The sequence below is a fragment of the Deltaproteobacteria bacterium genome, from assembly GCA_016235345.1.
Lineage (GTDB): Bacteria > Desulfobacterota > Desulfobacteria > Desulfobacterales > Desulfatibacillaceae > JACRLG01.
In genome coordinates this window covers 41,011-60,744 of sequence record JACRLG010000022.1, presented here as the reverse complement: position 1 = coordinate 60,744, position 19,734 = coordinate 41,011, and the positions used below count along the sequence as shown (strand labels likewise).

General features: G+C 58.3%; 9 protein-coding genes. 3 read left to right on the top strand and 6 right to left on the bottom strand.

From position 1 onward, the window contains the following. Positions 1 to 8: 8 nt before the first annotated feature. A complete protein-coding gene (locus tag HZB23_10495; protein ID MBI5845083.1) occupies positions 9 to 8,156 on the top strand; it encodes an Ig-like domain-containing protein in 8,148 nt (2,715 codons plus the stop codon). A gap of 168 nt (positions 8,157 to 8,324) precedes the next feature. Here HZB23_10495 and HZB23_10490 read toward each other — a convergent pair whose 3' ends face one another. The 3 genes from HZB23_10490 to HZB23_10480 form a co-directional block, all read right to left on the bottom strand. After that, complete coding sequence (locus HZB23_10490; GenBank protein ID MBI5845082.1) at positions 8,325 to 9,356, bottom strand: hypothetical protein; 1,032 nt, start codon at positions 9,354 to 9,356, stop codon at positions 8,325 to 8,327. A 235-nt stretch (positions 9,357 to 9,591) separates the two neighbouring features. Next, on the bottom strand, positions 9,592 to 10,743 hold the full coding sequence (locus HZB23_10485; protein MBI5845081.1) for a CoA transferase: 1,152 nt from the start codon (positions 10,741 to 10,743) through the stop codon (positions 9,592 to 9,594). A gap of 245 nt (positions 10,744 to 10,988) precedes the next feature. Further along, a complete protein-coding gene (locus HZB23_10480; GenBank protein MBI5845080.1) occupies positions 10,989 to 12,941 on the bottom strand; it encodes an acetoacetate--CoA ligase in 1,953 nt (650 codons plus the stop codon). A 420-nt stretch (positions 12,942 to 13,361) separates the two neighbouring features. On the opposite strand from HZB23_10480, the gene HZB23_10475 reads away from it, so the two are divergent. Beyond that, positions 13,362 to 14,045: a helix-turn-helix domain-containing protein gene (locus tag HZB23_10475; protein ID MBI5845079.1), complete on the top strand. Its 684-nt coding sequence runs from the start codon at positions 13,362 to 13,364 to the stop codon at positions 14,043 to 14,045. A gap of 111 nt (positions 14,046 to 14,156) precedes the next feature. Beyond that, a complete protein-coding gene (locus HZB23_10470; GenBank protein ID MBI5845078.1) occupies positions 14,157 to 15,605 on the top strand; it encodes a TIR domain-containing protein in 1,449 nt (482 codons plus the stop codon). Between the two features lie 61 nt (positions 15,606 to 15,666). On the opposite strand, the gene ahbC is transcribed toward HZB23_10470, so the two are convergent. The 3 genes from ahbC to HZB23_10455 all read right to left on the bottom strand — a co-directional run bounded on the left by ahbC (position 15,667) and on the right by HZB23_10455 (position 19,478). After that, entirely contained in the window at positions 15,667 to 16,851 is a 1,185-nt protein-coding gene (gene ahbC, locus HZB23_10465; protein MBI5845077.1) for a 12,18-didecarboxysiroheme deacetylase, read from the bottom strand. A 209-nt stretch (positions 16,852 to 17,060) separates the two neighbouring features. Next, positions 17,061 to 18,800 carry an AAA family ATPase gene (locus HZB23_10460; GenBank protein ID MBI5845076.1) on the bottom strand — a complete coding sequence of 580 codons (1,740 nt, stop codon included), beginning with the start codon at positions 18,798 to 18,800 and terminating at the stop codon, positions 17,061 to 17,063. A 321-nt stretch (positions 18,801 to 19,121) separates the two neighbouring features. Continuing rightward, on the bottom strand, positions 19,122 to 19,478 hold the full coding sequence (locus HZB23_10455) for a PilZ domain-containing protein (GenBank protein ID MBI5845075.1): 357 nt from the start codon (positions 19,476 to 19,478) through the stop codon (positions 19,122 to 19,124). Positions 19,479 to 19,734 lie beyond the last annotated feature (256 nt).

Sequence of the window (19,734 nt, the reverse complement as noted above, 5' to 3'; positions counted from 1 at the left end):
GGTCCCCCATGAATCGATCCATTCCGGTCACCGCAGTCACGATCATCCTGGTGGCGATGGCTGTTTTCCCGGTGTTTTTTCCGTCCGAGAGCCTTGCCTCCCAGGGCCTCGACGCCCTATCGGGCCATTGGGCCTTCAGCGAGGGCAGCGGAGCCACGGCCTATGATTCTTCGCCCAACGGCTTTAACGGGACCATATCTGGCGCGGCCTGGACAAGGGATTTCCTCGGCAGGCCCGATCAGGCCCTCTATTTCGATTCCAATTCCTCCGTGACTGTGCCCTTTCAGGCAGGAATGAACACGGAAGGGCCGTTTTCGGTGTGCGCCTGGGTCAATCCTGATGACGTCACCCCCGGCGAGATGCGGGTGATAGCCTCCCGCAGCCAGGGCGCGGGCCAGTTTTCCTGGGCCCTCATCCAGGACGGCTCATCGGTGAGGTTCCGGCTTTCCCCGGACGGAACCTGGGACGGAAGCCAGTTCGACGGCGAGGCGGTGCACGATTACGCGCTTTCCCCCGGCAAGTGGACCCAGATCACTGCGGTGTGGAACGGCATCTATCTGTCCATCTACATAAACGGCGAAATCCTGTTCAACCCCACCCCCTATATCCGCCAGCCCTTTCTCGGCTCGGCCCCCATCACCATAGGCGTCGGCTCCGGGCATTTTCTGGGCTCCATCGATGAGGTGAGGATTTATTCGTCGGCCCTGTCCCGTGAGGAAATCAGGGAAGCGGCGGGCCTTACGTCGGTCATTCGCGGAAAGCTCACCAGGGCCGACCAGAGCCCTGTTTCCTTCGGGTGGGTCACCGCCAGCCCGCGCCAGGAAACCGGCTTCTGGATGTGGGCCGCAAGCGATATCGCGGGCGACTACACCTTGTACGTGGCTCCCGGCTGCTACAGCGTTACCGCCGGTGTTGTGGTGAACGAAGACCTCGTAACCCCCGCGCCCGTCTGCCTTTACGCCGTTTCCGAGGCTTCGGGCGGGTCCCTGGTTGATTTCATTTACGCCGACAACGGACACGCCGTAAGGGGAAGGATCTCCGCCGAAGGCCTGGGCATCCCGGCCATCACCGTTGTTTACGACAATGACGCGGGCCAGAGGATGACCGCCATAAGCGATGCCAACGGCGATTACACCCTCACCAACCTGCCGCCGGGGAAGGGAACCGTAAAGGTCTATCTTTTTGCCGGGCCCTTTGGGATGGATTCAAGGCCCGTGGACCTTGTGGGAGATGTCGCGGGCTTCGATTTCGCCCTTGCCCCCGGAGCCACGGTATCGGGAGTGGTGCTTTCGCCGGACGGCCAGCCGGTGGCGGGCGCTGCGGTTTCGTATCATACCAAGGGGCTGGACATTGACCGGGCTGTGGAAACCGGAACGGATGGCAGCTTCTTCCTGCCCTGCCTGCCGCCCGGACTTGGCGACATAACGGTGATACCCGGCGAGGACACCCTTTTGTGCGCCTCTGCCGAACGCCTTGTGAGCCTCGGGCCGGGCCAGAACCTCAACATGGGGTCGATCACCCTTCTTAGGGGGGCCGTCGTCGCCGGGCTTGTGAAGGATGAATTCGGAGGAAACCTTTCGTGCCTGGAAGTGGGCGCGGACGGACTCGATTTTTCCGCCTGGTCCAGGGCCTGCGACGGCATGTACCGGCTGGTGCTGCCCCTTGGCACTCACTTCATCTCGGCAGAGGCTGACGACAACTGGAGCGGCTTCGGCTCCTGCACAATAGCGGTTACTGTAACCGCCATGGATCTGGCAGAAAACCTGTTGGTAAACGCCCCCGACCTCACGGTCCATTTCGGGGAGGTTTCGGGAAGCGTAGCCGTGACCGTGCCTGCCAACCCGGCCTGGGTCACGCCCCCAGAGGGCGGGCTCTACGTTCTGGCCATTGCCCAGGGCCTTCTCACGACCCCGGTGGAAGCCGAGGACATTGCCCGGCTGAAAACCGCCAGGGAAGGGGAGATAAACAGCCAGCCGGGCGCGGCCATGCTGGCCCCCCTGTGCCCGGCAACCTACGACATCTACCTTGTCTGGAACGTCCAGACTCCCGACAGGCCGGATCAGATCACGGTCCTCGACAAGGCCCTGGGGATCGTGGTGGAAGGCGGAAGCGAGACACCGGTGGCGCTTGACCTGCCAGGCGCGGATGTGACCCAGGCCACGGGAACCGTTTATGACGACAATGGCAACCCCATATTGGGAGCCACCGTCTTTGTCACGGATTCGAGCGGCGCGCTGGCCGGTTACGCCGTCACGGACACGTCCGGCAATTACACCCTCCACGGCCTTGCCGCCTCGGCGCAAGGCGTTTCCTATACGGTGACGGCAAGGCGTCCGGGCGGCGGGCAGGCTCAAAAAGCCTTCCTGGCCGTGTCAGGGGGGATCACGGAAATTCCTTCCCTGGACCTTCCCTATTACGACGTGATGAACCTCACGGTAAGAAAGAATTTCCACGTCGAAACAACCCGCGACCATTTTGACGGGGCCGATAACCCGAACCTGCCCGTACAGCCGCGCGGCGAGGTGTGGTTGGGAAGGCCAACGGGCGGCCAGGACCAGATTCAGCTTCCGGACGTTGACTGGATGGCCGGGCGTCCGGTGGAGAACGTTTTCGCCCAGCACCTTTACATGCCCATGTACGGCGGGCCCCAGAACGACGCCCTGCCGCCCGGTTACGTCGAAATGCCCAACTCCCCCACCAGCCGCTACAAGTGGACGGACCTGCCGAGCCTTGCCGCAGACGGTGACGAAATGGGCGTGCTGGCCGTAAGTTCCAACGCCGTGGCCACCGCCATGCCCTTTGCCGTGACCCGCACCTTTGACGGGCCTGCCCAGGCGGCTCCCTACCAGCGCTGGGTGACGGTCGAGGTCGCGGTGAACGACACCGGCATAAGCCGCCTCAACATCGATATCTTCGACAGGGATACGCCCATAGCCGTGGCGGACTTCAACGCCCAGGGCGGATTGATGGAAGGCGGGGTTCCCGTGGATTCCGAGCAATACAACGCCGTCGCGGGCTTTTTCAGAAGAATCGTGGACAACCCCGTGCCGGGCCAGGTTTATGTCTACAGGAAACTTTTGGACATAAGCCCCCAGAACGCCAACGGCGCGGTGGAGTACGTTCCCGAAACCAGGGTGCGCGCTCTTCGCCCCGGAGATGCGGTCCAGGCCGATGTTTCGGGCAACACGATAACGCTCACCGATCCCACCGGCATCGGCGTTATGGCCATAACGCCCGAAAACGGGATCGACTGGGCAACGTCTGAGGTAAACAGCCAGACGGTTCACGAGCTTGTCCAGACCATTTTCGTGAGCGATCCGGCTGCGGCCCGGCCACAGGCCATAGATACGGTCCCCATGGCCGGCATGGAAAACGCGCCGGTGGGAAGCAACGTCTCCATCACCTTCAATAAGTCCATGAATACCGCCTCAGTCGGCCTGCTCCTCTTAGACCAGTGGGGCAACGTGGTGCACGACTCCCTGCGCGGCATCATAGGCGGAACCATAGAGTGGGGCTCCTACGTCCTTTCGGACGACACCTTCACATTCACGCCCAACGTGGCATTCAAACCCGGAACGGCCTACAGGGCCTCTTGGTTCGGGCGGGATGCCGCCGGTTACGAGCCTGCGGGCGAGACAGCCGACCGTGCGTGGACCTTCACCACGGCCAGGGGCGCGGAGAGCGTGAAGCCCTTCGTGGTGTCGCACCTTCCGGGAAACGGGGCCACCGGGGTTTCCGTCACCGGGGCCAGGAAGGGCGACGGGCGCTGGATAGGGGCCTGGTTCAGCGAGGCGATGAAGCCTTCGAGCCTTGCCGGAAACGTCACACTTGAGCTCTTGGACGGGCCGGGGGGGCTTGTCGTCCAGAATATCCCTCTTGCGGCTGAGGGCTTCGGCCACCGGGTGTCGGTGCTGCCGGAAGCCGACCTTGCCGGAAATTCCTGGTACAGGGTGACCCTTGGAAGCATCAGGGACATGTCCGGAAACGCGCCGGCCTCGATCTTTACCTGGGAATTCCAGACCGGAGCCCCGTATGCAGGCGCTCCGGCCTTCATGGTTCCCATAAGCGGGGCCACGGACGTCGACCCGGCGAACCCGGCCATAATCCTTTATCCCTCCCGCGACATTGACCCGGCAAGCATGGTTCCGGGCTCCATCGAGATCAGGGATTCGGACAGCGTCGATGTCACGGGCTTTTTCGACATCGAATATCGCAGGCCCGACCACGGCCTTTCGCTGGTGAAGAAGCCGCAGATGAACTTCGCAAGGCTTGAGCCAGGCGAAACCTACACCATAAGCGTCACCCCCCAGGTGAAGGACCTTTCGGGCACTGCAGCCCAGCCTGAGGAATTTTCGTTCACCACGGCGGCGGGCTTCGCCAACAAGACGCCGCAGTTCGAGCGGCTGACCACCGGCGGCGGGCCGTGGCCGGATTTGACCAAGACGCCTTCCGGCTACTTCATCGGCCTTGACGCCCTGGCGACGGACCGCGATCTTGCATGGCCGGGCGAAACCTTTGAGGTGGCGGGCAATATTTCCGAAATCCCCTTTACCTTTAACCTCACCACCGAATCGGCCTATCTCGGCCCCGGCGACTTTCTGGCCGCCTACCGCACCCCCGCAAACAGCCCCGCAGCCATCGAGGCGGGTGACTACAACCTTGGCGTCACCATAACCGACTCGGCCAACAACGCGGCTTATTTCCAAAGGGGAGTCAGGGTCTTCGACCAGGTCCCGGCCCTTCTGGACCCGGCAAACGACGGCATAACGGGCTGGCCGCCCAAGCTCACGTTCAACGGAGTGCCGGGGGCGGCGGCCTATATAGTTGAGGTCTTCTCCTCGTCCGACTTAGGCCGCCTCATAGGCTCCTTCCCGCTGGCCGATGACGGAAGGGGAGGAAGCTACAGCCTTACCCTTCCCGAAGGCCTTTCGTGGGAAAGCATGGCCGGTTGGTGGCGGGTGGTGGCCCTGGGCGGCCTGGACGCCCTGGACCCCTGGGGACGGGCGGTTTCCGAAGTCCGCCGTTTCGTGAAGGACACCACCGCGCCCTTCCTGGCGTCCTCCGACCCTGCCGACGGCAGCGGCGCCGTGGGAACCTTTCCCCTTGTCCGGCTCACGGTTTCGGACGCTGATTCCGACATAAGGACCGACTCCATCGCGGTCTGGCTGGACAACGTGGCGGTTCCGGGCGCAACGCTGACGATTGACGCGACAGACCCCAAAAACGTCGCGGTGTCCTTCACCCCCTCCCTGACCGTGGGCACGGCCCACTCTGTGCGGATTTACTGCATGGACGGGGCTTCAAACCCCATAGCCGGGGACGACACCATAAACTTCACCGTGAGGGAAAACGCCACCTTCGAGGTGCCCAATCAATACGCCACCATAACCGGGGCGCTTCTGGACGCGACGGGCGGCGACACCATCCTGGTGCATCCGGGAACCTATCATGAGACCCTGGAGCTTGGCGAGAGGCACTCCGGCATCAGGCTCGTGGGCGAGAACCCTGAAACCACGATTTTGGAGGGCAACGCCAACCTGGCCGTTGTCACCCTTTTCGGCACGGACAACTTCATCCTGAAGGGCTTCACCATAATAAACGGCGGGGTGGCGGGCGTCGAGCTTTCCGCCCACTCCCAGGGAACCACAGGCAACGTCATTTCCGGCTGCCGCATAACGGAAAACATCGGCGACGGCGTGCTCATCACCGCCAACGAAGCCAACGTGCTGGAAAACAACCTCATTTTTTGGAACGGGGTTTCCGGCGTCTACGCCTACGACCAGAACACCGGGGACGCCGGTTTTCCCCAGCCGGTTATTTCCTTCAACACCATAACGGACAACAACTACGACGGCGTGAACCTGGCCAACTCCAGCGCCAAGGTCTATTACAACATACTGGCCGTCAACGGGCGTTACGGCGTCAACAGGCTTAACGGCTCCCCGGCCCTTGGGCGCAACATCGTGTGGGGCAACGACGACGGCGAATATTTCGGCATAGCCATGGGAACGGGCGACATCGCGTTCGACCCGATGTTCGTTGACCGCGACAACGGCGACTACCGGCCCGGCCCCACCTCTCCGGCCAAGGACGCCCTTGATCCGGCCCCCATCGCCGACGAGCCTCTCTACGTGGGCATCGACATAAGGGCAGTGAACCGTCCGGTGGGCGGGCGTTTCGACATAGGCTGCTATGAGCTCAGGGACTCTCTCACGGCTCCTGTGCCCAAGGTGGCGGCTCCCCTCTATTACGCCATGGAGGGCCGGCCCTTCTGCCTGGAATTTACCGCGTCCTGGGAAACGGCGGTGGATCCGCTGGATTTTTCACTCCTGGGAACGGTCCCCGACGGACTTACCTTCAACCAGCCGGTTTTCGGCGCATCACCGGCCATAGTCAACTGGACGCCGGGCAGCGGCGTTGTCGGAACATCCACTTCCCTGGTTCCCAAGGTGGTTGCCGGAAACGCCACCGCCGAAGGCCAGGCCTTCACCATAACCGTGGTCCCGGCCCTGTCGCTTTCGCCCATGAGCGGCACGGCCTTCCTGTACGGCGCGACTCCCCAGCCGATTGATTTCAACATCACGGGTGGAACCCCGCCCTACAGCGTGGCCCTGGCCAGCGGGGCCGGGACAGTGGCTAACCTCACGGGACTTGTTGACGGAAAGACCAACGGGGCCTTCACCTTGGTGCCCGTCGGACCCACCGGCGACGGCGTGGATCCGGCCCTCATAAGGATCACGGATTCGACCCCGGCGGCTCCTGAGGCTTTCAGCTTGGTGTCAGGGCCTTTTGAGGTGGTGCTCTTGAACACCTCGCCCGTCTACACCATGCCGGTGGAAAACCCGGCGGTGGACAACAGCTTCAACATCGGGTCGGGCGACCTTCTGGGATGGAGCTTTTTCGTGCCTGCGGGCGCGGCCCCGGCCCCCTTCGACATTACGGCGGCCAGGGTGCTTCTCGGCTGGCCCTATCTTTTCGAGAACTCCACCTTAAAGGCCCTTGTGGAGCCTTCGGGCATGGCCTTTGCCCAAAACGTGCTGGTGGGCGTTCCCGTGTCCGGGCTGGTGGGCGGGGGAGCGGTTCTGAACAATCTGGTGGCTCTTACCTATGATTCCGTAAAGAGCCGCTGGGTGGGCCTGCCCATAACGGGCAGGGATTCCACTCCCGGAAGCGAGCGCCTTACCTTCTCCACTCCGCATTTCTCGCTTTTCACGGTGGCGGAACCAAGCACCTTCACAAAAACCTTGGCCGCAGGAAGCACGGTGGCCGACTACCGCATGGTGTGCTTCCCGGCCCACGCGGCTTCATCCGAAAACCTGACCGGGATTCTGTCCGACCCGGCCAACCTTGGAACCTACGACGACCGCATGTGGCGGCTCTTCGGCGTGGACAACGCCCTTCTCGCCGGGGGCAACCCCAACGAGTATTACGTGGAAGGCGACGCAGCGGATTTCAGCGAGCGCTTCCCCCTTGAGGCCGGGCGGGCCTTCTGGGCCATAAGCCGCGCAACGAAAACCGTATCGGTGCCGGGCCTCGCCGTTTCGCCCGACCCGTTCTACTTAAGGCTCATACCCGGCTGGAACATGATCGGAAACCCCTTCCCCAGGGAAATGAACTGGAGCGCGGTGGAGCGTTCCCTGGACGGCCAGACCTTTGTTGCTCCCACCGACGCCTACGGAGCCGATCCACTTTCGGGCGAGCCCCTCTACGACTATGACCCGCCCAACGCCCTGGACGGCGACAACGGGTACGTGGTCACCAATATCATGAAGGCCAACACCGGCTACTTCGTGTTCAACCCGCAGAAGCAGGACGTCATCATAAGGATTTCCGTTCCGGCCTTCGGGGAGCTGGTGGGGGCCAATGAAAAGGACACCTTCCTGGCAAGCGCGGCAAGGCTGCTTTCAAGGGGAGTCGGTACGGCCTTTGCATCGACCCTTAACCGCACCCCGCCCTCGCCTCCGGGCATCGGCGGCGCGAACACCGGAAGCCCGGACGCCATAGGCGAGGCCGGGAGCGTGGCATCGGGCGGGGCCTGCTTCGTGGAGACGGTGGCCAAAAATTCGTCCGGGGCCTGCTGGCTCCTGTCTCTGGCCATACTGGCGGCCATAGCTGGAATGGGGATATATAGCTCCTGGATCAAGGGCCGGATGTAACGCCTGTCTAAAAACGCGAATTGCGGTGTCGTACTTCATCGTTTTTATCCGGCGTTGCGTTCAGCCTTTTTTCAGAGGGCATAGGCACCTTAAACAACAAGCGGGGCGGACCGGCGGCCTTTTGGCTCCTGTCCGCCCCGATTGTTTTAGTGTCGGCCCGGAACGAAATCAGGGCGGGGAAATTTCACCGGCAAGGCTCATGATGGCTTTGGCGAGATATTCATGGCCCGTGGCGTTATAGAGATTCGGATTTTCGGCCTGCAGAAAGGCGGCCAACTCTCCCTTGCGCAGGCTGGCCTTTACGAGGGAGTAAAGATCGAGAAAGGGGATTTGCTCCCGCGAAAGTACAAGCCTCAAGAGGTCAATGTTCGGGTCTTCGCCGGTGAGGGGCGAGGGGAGCAGGATGAAGACCGGCTTGAAATCAAGGCTGGCCGCAAGGTTTTTGATATCCTTAACCTGCCTGGAAAAAAATTCCGGCTCGGCCATGTCGGCCTCTGCGGAAGGGTTGAATCCGTCGGCCCTTCCCGAAAAAAACCAGGACAGAAGCCTGAAAATGGCGCTCCGATAAAGGAAGCGCCCGGTTTGCGCCCCGTAATATGACCGGTAGAAGGCCCCGTGCGGGCTTTTTTCCACGTATTCGGCAGACATGCTTTTTTTCGGGGAGAGATCGGAGGGGCCCACCAGCCAGATCACCGTGTCCGGCGAAAAACGGACGCCCAGGGTTTTCAGGTATTCCGCCTGCTGGGAAAGGCTGTAGCCCGCGACCCCCAGATTGATGAAATCGTACCGGTCGCTGAGGCGCGAGCCCAGAAGCTCCGAGAAGCGCGCCGTAATGGGCAGCCCCGCGCCCTCGGTCACGCCGCTTCCCAAAAAAACCAGCCTCTTTTTCCCGGTTTTTAAAAAGGCGTGTTCCGGCCCGCGATGTCCGTAGGAATTGTTCCCGTCCGCATAAGGCGTGGGAACGTACACCAGAAGCGGGTTTTCCGACATGCGGTAAACGCCGCCGTAAGCCTTGAACTGCGCCTTCCGGAAGACCTGGGCCGGAAAGAAAAGACGGGCCGCCCCCTCCAGGACCAAAAGCGAGCACAGCAGGGCCAGCGCGATGCGGAACCGGCGCTTCCCGGCCTTTTTGCCGGAGGCCGCCCCATCTGGAATTTGAGGCCCGGATTCCGGTTTTTCTGGGGATGGGGGTTTTTCCATGCCTGGCTTTGAGCCCGCCATGACCGGTCGGGCTTTTTTGGGGAAGGGAGAGCATCCGACCGGCTCCGGCAAAAGCGGCCCGGAGCAGGTCGGCAAAAACCAATTTGCATTCAGGCAATATATCAGATGAAGAAATCGAACCCGTAGGGGCGACCGGCGGTCGCCCCTACGGGGATATGGATATTCTGTTCTTTGTTATCGCTTTGTTCGCAACTTGGTATGAAACCTGGGGCTGCTATACCACGCCCTTTTCCCTTAGGGCCTTGATTTCCGCGCCGGAATAGCCCAGGCCCGCCAGCACCGAATCGGTGCTTTCTCCGAACTTCACGGGCGGCGTGCGCACGCCGCCTTTTGTGTCGGAGAGCTTGACCGGGGTTCCTATGGCCTGTATGGGCTTGCCGTCCTTGCCCTTCACCGTGACCGACATTTCCCGCTCAATGAAAAGGGGGTCGTTCAGAACGTCGGCAAGGTTCAGGACCGGCCCCATGCACACGTCCTCCCTGGCCAGCAGGGCCTCCCACTCGGCAAGGGTCTTGGTCTTGAACTTATTGATGAGAAAATCGTGGATTTCGAGGCGTCTGGCCTCGTCGTACTGGAGCATCACGTAATCGGCAGGCGCGTCCAGAAGCTCGCAGAGCCTGCGCCAGAAACGGTTTTCCACCGCCCCTATCGAAAGATGCCTGCCGTCCTTGGTTTCATAGGTTGAGTAGCAGGCGTAGCGGTGGGAGAGCATGGTCTCCGAGCGCTGGGGTATCTGCTTGAAAAGCTGGTAAAACATGAGGGAGACCGGCAGAAGGCTCACCATGCCGTCGGTCATGGAGATGTCCACGTACTGGCCGCGCCCGGTGCGCTCGCGGGCCAGAAGGGCCATGAGGATGCCTATGGCCCCGTACATGCCGCCGCCCGCGATGTCTGCAAGCTGCACCCCCGGAATGGAGGGCGGCCTGTCCGCAGCGCCGATGAGGTTCAGGACGCCCGCGTAGGAGAGGTAGTTCACGTCGTGGCCGGCAACGTCCCGCATTGGCCCTGTCTGGCCGTAGCCCGTGATGGAGCAGTAGACCGCCCGTGGGTTCAATTTGGATATGGTTGCGTAGTCCACCCCCAGCTTTTCCACCACTCCGGGCCGGAAGCCCTCCATCACCACATCCGCGTGCTTGGCGAGCTTATAGAAGATTTCCTTGCCCTCGGAGGTTTTGAGATCAAGGCTGATGTGCTCCTTGTTGCGGTTCACGGTGTCGAGGTAAAGGCCGTCGGCCATGAAGCGCTTGTCCTCTATGGCTATGACCCTCGCCCCGTGGTCGGCCAGGATCATGGAGCAGTAGGGGCCGGGCAGAAGCCGGGTCAGGTCCACAACCTTTATGCCCTTCAGCGCGCCGTTGTTTTCCATTTGATTGACTCCTTTGTGGTGATATTAACAGGAGCTTTATTTAGTTCCATTTTTTTGTGGGGGTTAGTTGCCCGATTCCGTCATTCCGGCGAAAGCCGGAATCCAGTTTTTTGCTTGCGCAATGTACTTCTGGACCCCGGCCTACGCCGGGGTGACGGAGGCTTACCCCCTCTAAAATAGAAACCATGCTCCCCGTAGTAAGGGCTCAAGGCGGTATTCCGCCCTATTTGCTTGTGGACGGCCTGTCAGTCGGCCAACTCCGGAAGATTTTTGTAAAACTCGAGAGCGTCCGGGTTGGCCAGAGCGTCGCGGTTCTTCACCGGCTTGTTCTCGATGATATTTTTTACCGCAAGCTCCACCTTTTTCATGTTCAAGGTATAGGGCACGTCGGGAACCTCTATGATCTTCGCGGGCACGTGCCGTGGGGAGGCGTTGGTCCTTATGGCCGCCGCTAACCTTTTTTTCAGGTCGTCGGTGAGGGTAAGGCCCTCGGCCATTTTCACGAACAGGATCACCCGGACGTCGTTTTGGTGGTCCTGGCCCACCACCACCGAGTCGGCCACCTCGGAAAAGCCGTCAACCACCCGGTAGATTTCCGCCGTGCCTATGCGCACCCCGCCCGGATTCAAGGTGGCGTCGCTCCTTCCGTACATCACCACCCCGCCGTTAACTGTTACCGTTACGAAATCCCCGTGCCGCCACACTCCGGGATAAACGTCGAAATAGGCGGCGTTGTATTTCTGGCCGTCCGGGTCGTTCCAGAAATAAAGGGGCATGGAGGGAAAGGCTGTCTTGCACACAAGCTCGCCCTGGGTTCCGATAACGGGTTTGCCGTTTTCGTCCCAGGCTTCCACGTCCATGCCAAGCCCAAGGCATTGCAGTTCGCCCGCGTAAACGGGCTTTATGGGGCATCCCAGGGCGAAGCAGCCGTTTAAATCCGTTCCTCCCGAAATGGACGCAAGCTGGAGATCGGCCTTAACGTTTTCGTAAACCCAGTCGAACATCTCGTCGGACAGGGGCGAGCCCGTGGAGAGCAGGGTCTTGATGGACGAGAGGTCGCAGGCCTTTTTCGGGACATAGCCGGTGGCGGCCAGGGCCGTGAGGTAACCCGCGCTGGTGCCGAAGACCGTGACCTTCTCGCTTTCCGCCATGCGCCACAGGACCCCTGGGTCCGGGTGAAAGGGGTTGCCGTCGAAAAGCACAACCGTGGCCCCCGTAGCCAGCACGGAAACCAGCCAGTTCCACATCATCCATCCGCAGGTGGTGAAGTAGAAGACCACGTCGTCCGGGCCGATGTCCGTGTGGAAGGCGTGCTCCTTGCCGTGGTGGAGCAGGATTCCGCCCGCGCCCTGGACCATGCACTTGGGCAAACCGGTGGTGCCGGAGGAATACATTATGTAGAGGGGATGCATGAAGGGCGTCTGGGCGAAGGTCATTTCGGGGATCGGGCCGCCTGCAAGGAAATCGTCCCAGGCAACGGCGCGGGGCACCGAGGAGAGATCAGGCGCGGCATCGGAGGTGGCGAAAACCACGATTTTTTCCAGGGTGGGAAGGCTTTGGGCCACCTCGCGCACCCTTTCCAGAGAATCGAAGCGCCTGCCCTTGAAAAAGTAGCCGTCACCCGCGAAAAGCACCTTGGGCCTTATCTGTCCGAAGCGGTCCAGGACCCCCTTGGGGCCGAAGTCCGGGCTGCAAGACGACCAGGCCGCACCAAGGCTCGTGGCCGCAAGCATGGCGCACACGGTTTCGGGCCGGTTGGGAACGAACCCGGCTACCCGGTCGCCGGGGCCGACGCCCAGCGCCTTCAGGCTTTTGGCGAGCCTCGCCACGGTGTCGTAAAGCTCGTTGTGGGTGAGGCTTAAGCGCTGGCCGTCCTCGCCCAGAAAAACCAGGGCGGGCCTGTCGTCCCTGAATCGAAGGAGGTTTTCCGCGAAATTGAGCTCGGCCCCTGAAAACCACTGGGCTCCGGGCATTTTTTTCGGGTCGTCCACCACTTTGGCATAGGGCTTTGACGCGATCACCCCAAGCTCGTCCCAGACAATCGCCCAGAAATCCTTCGTGTTCTCCACGCTGAACCGGTGAAGGCCGTGGTAATCTGTAATATTTTTGTCAAAGTCCCGGTTTATTCTTTCCATCAGGCGGAACATGCGTGAATTTTTTATGCGAAGCTCATCTGGCTGCCAGAGAAGTTTTCCCACGTGAAAGGCCCCTTTTTCCTTTTGCGGCGCTGGTTTCGCCATGTTTTAGGTTTTTCGGATTTGATGAGAGCCTGCCTTATAGCATAAACATTCAGGAAAAAAAACGGCGGCAGGGCCTCTTTTCCATCAAAAGAAGGGGACTGCGGGAGGGCGCAGGCAAAGGGGAAAATCCGTCGCAGGAGGCCGTTTTGGGGCAATTGGCTGAAATTTCACGAAAAATGGGCAGGAAGCCTAAAATTCATATTTTTGACAAAAATATCCCAATTTGAGTGAATTTTTATTGATTTTATCTCACAAATATCGTATCTGGACGAAAAATTGGAGAATAATCAGGCTTTTGAAGCGGGTCAGGCCGGAAGTTCCAATTTTTTGAAAGCAAGACACCTCTGCTTCTGTTTGCTTTTTTGTCAGGAGGACACCATGCCGGGCGAGAACTTCATTTTGAATGCGGAAAGCATCCTGGATCGCGTGGCCGTGATTCTGAACACGAAATCCGACCGCCAGACGGCCCTTGCGCTGGACGTCAAGCCCCAGACCTTCGCCAACTGGAAAAGCCGGGATTCGCTCCCGTGGGAGCGCCTCTACAGGCTGGCCGTGGACCGGGGGGTCAATTTCCACTGGCTCGTAACCGGCGAGGGCCGGATGAGGGAGGATGACCGGGAGGGCGAGTTTGCGCAGATTCCCAAGCACAGGGCCAGGCTTTCGGGCGGGGGCGGCTCCTGGGCCTTTTCCGACGCGGGGGAGGTGGATTTCCAGGTGGCTTTCCGGCGGGACTGGCTCTCCAAAATTGCCCCGGTGAACCGGCTGGTGGCCCTTGAGGTGGAGGGCGACTCCATGAGCCCCACCATAGGAAACCGCGACCTGGTCCTGGTGGACACCTCCAAGAACCGGTTGACCGACGTGCTTTCGGGGAAAATTTACGCCTTCATGGACGACGTGGTGGGAGGGGAGGCGCTTTTGAAGGTGAAACGCCTCTTCCTTGAGCCCGGAAGCCTTCTGGTGCGCTCGGACAACATTGCCGAAGGCCACCGCGACTACACCATAACCGACCTCGCCTCGGTGGTCATCATAGGAAGGGTGGTGTGGGTTGGAAAAGAATTATAACATGCTCTTGTTGGGCAAGTTTTCTCTAAAAAGTGTAGATGGGATATGCCGCGCTTGACAATGTAATACATGAATCATAATATAGACTGGAAGGAAAGGAGATAATGCACTATGCCCACGACTTTAGAAACCCCTAGAGTATTCATTTCATATAGCTGGAGCTCGCCTCAACATGAAGATTTCATAATTAAGCTCTCGGAAAACCTTATGAGCGACGGTGTCAATGTAGTGCTTGATAAGTGGGAATTGAGGGAAGGGCATGACAAATATGCATTTATGGAACAGATGGTGACTGACCCTCTGATATCAAAAGTAATCATCATTTCTGACCAAAAATATGCGGAAAAAGCTGATGCAAGAGAAGGAGGAGTAGGGACAGAATCACAAATTATTTCGATAGAAGTATATTCCAAGGTGAAACAGGAAAAATTTATACCTGTTGTTGTAGAGTTTAAAGAAGATGGAAATCCATGGTTGCCGACCTTTTTAGGAACACGAATGTACATTAACTTAGCCAAAACAGAAAATTACTATGCTGAATATGAAAAACTTATAAGAAATATATATGAAAGGCCATTGCTAACAAAGCCCAAACGCGGTAAGCCCCCGGCTTATTTATTGGAGGAATCCCCAAGGGCCGGAACCAGCCAACATGCTTTTGCAGCTTTCAAGGAGGCGATGTTAGCAGGCAAGCCAAGTGCAGGCATACTTGGAAATATTTTCCTTGATCGGGTTTTGGAAGGGATGGAAGACATCAGATTTCAGGGTGAAAGTGAAGATATTGATGAGCAAATAGTTGATGGCATCGCAAGATTAAAGCCGTATCGCGACCAATTTGTTGAGTATTTATTGTTAGTTGTTAACTCTCAGGTAGCTGGCGAGTCCTTTAACATTATTCATGCATTTTTAGAAAAAGCGTTAGAATTTAATTATCCGGCACAAGACATGCAAAGATATAATAAAAGATGGTTTGATCATTATAAATTTTTCAATATGGAGCTATTTATCTATTTAGCGGCTACGCTTATTCGTTATAATAAATATGAACTATTAGATTTATTTTTAAGTGAAGATTACTACTTGATGAAAAATGGTGGAAAATTGCAGTCATTTAGTTCATTTAACAATTATATTGAGGGCTTAGAGAATAGAAATAAGCGATTGAACCTGAATAGAATTTCGTTAACAGCTGATTTAATTCATAATAGGGCTGATATAAAACCATTGCCTTTTGAAAGCATAATGCAGGCAGATTTCATTTTATGCCTTAGATGGATATTGAATAATAGCACTGGGTATTATTGGTTTCCAAAAACGCTGGTGTATAAAGAATTTTATGATAGAAAGCCTTTTGAGATTTTTATAAGAGCAACAAATAGGCACCATTTTAATAGATTAAAAAAGTTATTAAATATAACTTCAAAAAAGGAAATAATTCAGAGGCTTGATAAAGCTTATGAAAAGTATCTTTATGATTGGCAAATTGATCATCATGAGATTCCGTTTAAGGCGTTGATGAATTTAGAATTATTATATGATGACGGAAGTAATTATATATGAATATTAATATGTTTCGGGATAGTTTAAATCATGGCCGCGTTTTCACGCGGCCATTGTGCTTTTATGCAGGTCTGATCTCATCATCCGTTAAATAGCACGCCGGGTCGGGGGCCCAGAGGTCGCCGGTGGCGGCCTCGGCGCGGACGCGGAAGTTGCCGCCGCAGATGTCCAACCAGCGGCAGGCGGCGCAACGGCCCTTGACGTGGGGGCGCTTGTCCTTCAACTTGGCGAGAATGGGGTGGGAGAGGTCCTCCCAGATGACGGAAAATGGGCGCTGGCGCACGTTTCCGAATGTGACATGGCGGAAGAACTGGTCGGCGTGGACGCTTCCGTCCCAGCTAACGCAGCCGATGCCCCGGCCTGTGCTGTTTCCCTCGTTCATTTTTAACAGCTCCAGCACCTGGGCCGCCCGGTCCGGGTCCTCCTTCAGAAGCCGCAGGTAGACGTAGGGCCCGTCCGCGTGATTATCGACGGTTAGGACCTCCTTGGGCCTGCCCCGGTCGGAGAGATCGCGCGCCCGGTCCATGATGAGGTCCACAACCGCGCGGGTTTCGGCGTGGTCGAGGTCCTCTTCCATGAGTTTGGTGCCCCGGCCCGCGTAGACCAGGTGATAGAAGCAGATGCGCGGTATGTCGCGCTCCTCTAATAGATCGAAGACAGCCGGGACTTCCGAGGCGTTGCGCTTGTTGACGGTGAACCTTAGCCCCACCTTGATGCCCGCCTCTCGGCAGTTGTCGATGCCGGTTAAAGCCTCGTCGAAAGCGCCCTTTACGCCCCGGAACCTGTCGTGGACCTCGCGCATGCCGTCCAGGCTCACGCCCACGTAGGAAAGGCCCACGTCCTTTAAGGCCTTGGCCTTCGCCTTGTCGATCAAGGTCCCGTTGGTGGAGATTACGGCCCTCATGCCGCGCTTTACGGCGTGGTCGGCAAGCTCCACCAGGTCTTCCCGCATCACCGGCTCACCGCCGGAAAAGAGCATGACCGGGCTTCCGTAGGCGGCAAGGTCGTCGATGAGGGCCTTGCCCTCCGCCGTGGTAAGCTCCTCCGGCCCGGCCTGGGCGGTTGCGTGGGCGTAGCAGTGCACGCATTTAAGATTGCACCGCCGACTCATGTTCCACACCACCACGGGTTTCTTGTCTTCGGAGAACTGGAGAAGGTGCGAGGGAAGCCTGCCCGAATGCCTGCCGTAGCGAAGGGCGTCCGAGGGCTCCACGCCGCCGCAGTAGAGTTTGGATATTCCTATCATTGGTTTCCGTCGATTCCGCGTGTTGGATTAAGCCGCCAATCCGGTTTATTAGAATCCATCTCAAAAATATGTTTGAAATGGGTTCTATTTATTAAAATCAAGCCTGGATAAAAACGATGAAATGCAAGGAAGGCGAACGGCGCGGGAGCAAGCGTACTTTTCGTACGTGGCGGACCGCGCCGTGAAGCCTGACACAGCAGTTCGCGTTTTTAGACGGGCGTCTTACTGGCCAGAAGGTCTTTGATAAAGCCTTCCGGTTCGTTCAGGGCCTTTGGGGTGATGAGGAACTTTCCGGCCCCGGTTTTTTCCTTCACCAGTTTTAGGCCATATTCCAGGCCTGCCGTCAAGTGCCTGTAGCAGGCGTCCAGGTCGTTTTCGGTATCGAGGCCCGGAACCAGGATGTTTGCGGCGTCGTCATCAAAGGCGATATCCAGGTCGTGATCCTTCAGAAAGCGGATTTCGAGCGTTTTGACCCGGTCCAGACGCCTTTTGAGGTCGGCGGCGATGCTTTCCAGGTCGCCCGGGGATTTGGCGTAGAGGTCGGCGGCGATCAGCGCCCGCTCCGGGGTGAGTTTCACCGCGTACTTTTCCCCAAGGTCCGCCTGAAGCGAGCGGAACCGGGAGGCCAGCCACTCGCGCTCGGTTTGGGCGGCCCGGTCAAAGGCCGCCTGAAAACAGGGATCGGACGGGTCGGCCAGAAGCCTTGAAAGCGCCCCGTCCGGGTCGTCCACCACCTCGCCGGTCACCACGAAGGACTTGATTTCAGTTGACGGAAGCCTGTGCTCGAAGACCAGGAGGGCCTTTTCCACCGCGCTCACGAGGCCGCGCGCGCCCGTGTTTTCCGTTGCGGCGTTTTCGGCGATGCGCTTAAGGGCGCAGTCGGTGAACTTGAGGCTTATTCCGTAGGCTGCGAAGTCGAGCTTTTTGCTTAGTATTATGGGGTTGTTGGGGTTTTTGAGGATGTCGAAGAGATCATCCGCCGACAGGGCCGACAGGGTGGCCACTATGGGAATCCTGCCTATGAACTCGCTCTCGAACCCGTAGGCCACAAGGTCCTGGCTCCGCACCTGGGCCAGATAGCCCGAATCGTCGCCGTTTTTGCGCATGGCGGCTGAAAAGCCTATGCCTTGGGTTTCCACGCGCTTTTTGATGATCTGGGAAAGCTCGGTGAAAGCGCCGCTCATGATGAAAAGGATGTTCCGGGTGCTTACTGTGCGGGGGGCCTTGTCGCCCTCGCGCCTCATGCGCTCCATTTCCCGCATCATGGAGATGGGGTCGTGGGGGACTTTGAGCTCAACCTCGGTCTCTTCCATCGGCTTCAAAAGCGCCCGCTGGACCCCGGTGCGGGAAACGTCAAGCCCTATCACGTTTCCGGGCGAAGCGATCTTATCAATCTCGTCGATGTAGATGATGCCGTACTGGGCGCGGTCAAGGTCGTCGTCCGACTCGCGCACCAGGTCGCGCACCAGATCTTCCACGTCGCCGCCCACGTAGCCGGTTTCCGAAAACTTGGTGGCGTCGCCCTTCACGAAGGGAACCCCCAGTTTTTTGGCGATGAGCCTTATCATGTAGGTCTTGCCGACACCGGTGGGACCCAAAAGGAGCACGTTGTTCTTGACGCCGCCCACGGCGGGTGAGTTGGCGAAAGAGCCTTCGGAGGCGCGGGCCACACGGTTGTAGTGGGTGCAGATCTTTGTGGACAGTACGGCCTTGGCCCTGTCCTGGCGCACTATGTAGCGGTTGAGGTAGCCGGTGAGTTCTTCGGGCTTGATGCTGAAATTGAAGGGCTTTTTTTTGGAGGGGCCGACCTTGTCCCGGCGTTCGCCGTCTTCCTCGGCCAGGGCGGTTGCGGCCACGATTTTCACCTTGTCCCCGAACCTTTTGGAAAGGTACTCGGAAATTTCCTTTTCCACTTCCTCGGGCCGGGGCATGTTTTCATGCTGGTCCATTGTCGTTCCTTGCTTTGCTGAAATTGGCCGAACAGGCGGTTTTCGCCCGGTTCGGATGACCTTTATGAGCCTGCTGAAAAAGGCTGGATTTAAAGCCTGGATAAAAACGATGAAATGCAAGGCGTGCGAAAAGCCAATGAGTAAGCGTACTTAATGTACGTGACGGAATTGGCTTTGAAGCACAACGCCTCAGTTCGCGTTTTTAGACAGGCTGTTAAACAAGGCCCGTCAGAAATCATAAGCACTGCACCATAAAAAACAAGGCCGACCCCCCATCCATGCGGGGGTCGGCCTTGTGAAACATATCTATAGGGCTTGGCGTCAGTCGGGAGTATCGCAGGTCGCCAGGAACATTTTTATGTATTCCTTGATGAAATGCAGGCGCTTTTCATCTATGTCTATGAAGGTTATGCCCATTTCATAGGCTTTATCGGCGCTCTCCTTGCACCGGACCACCCGGCCCTTCACGTCCACAAGCTCGTCGTCAAAGGCCACGGTGACGTAGACCACGGCATCAAGGTCCATGGGCACGGCGGTCTCCAAAAGGATGCCGGACTCGGAGACGTTCAAGGTCCGTCCCATTCCCTGCTCCACCATGCGGTCAGCCGCATCGAAGCAGGAGAAATTGAGAAGATTTATGGCGTCCACCCGGCAATGGCGTCTTCGTTCCAGCGTCATACAAAACCCTCGGAAATGACTTACCGCAGCGTCCCCGGCCCGGAAGCCCCATGCCTCCGTGGTGAAGACGCGGTTGTAATGGACAGGTATTTCATCGAATATATGAAAGTATTCCGATTGTCAACGAAAGAACTTCATCGGGAAGGGATGGAGGACAAGGATCAGCCGGTGGCCCCCCCCCCGCCGAACGCGGCGGCCTTGTTCCCGACGCCCTCGCCGGGCAGGCTCTTTCGTCGTGCTTGACATGTGTCCGGCA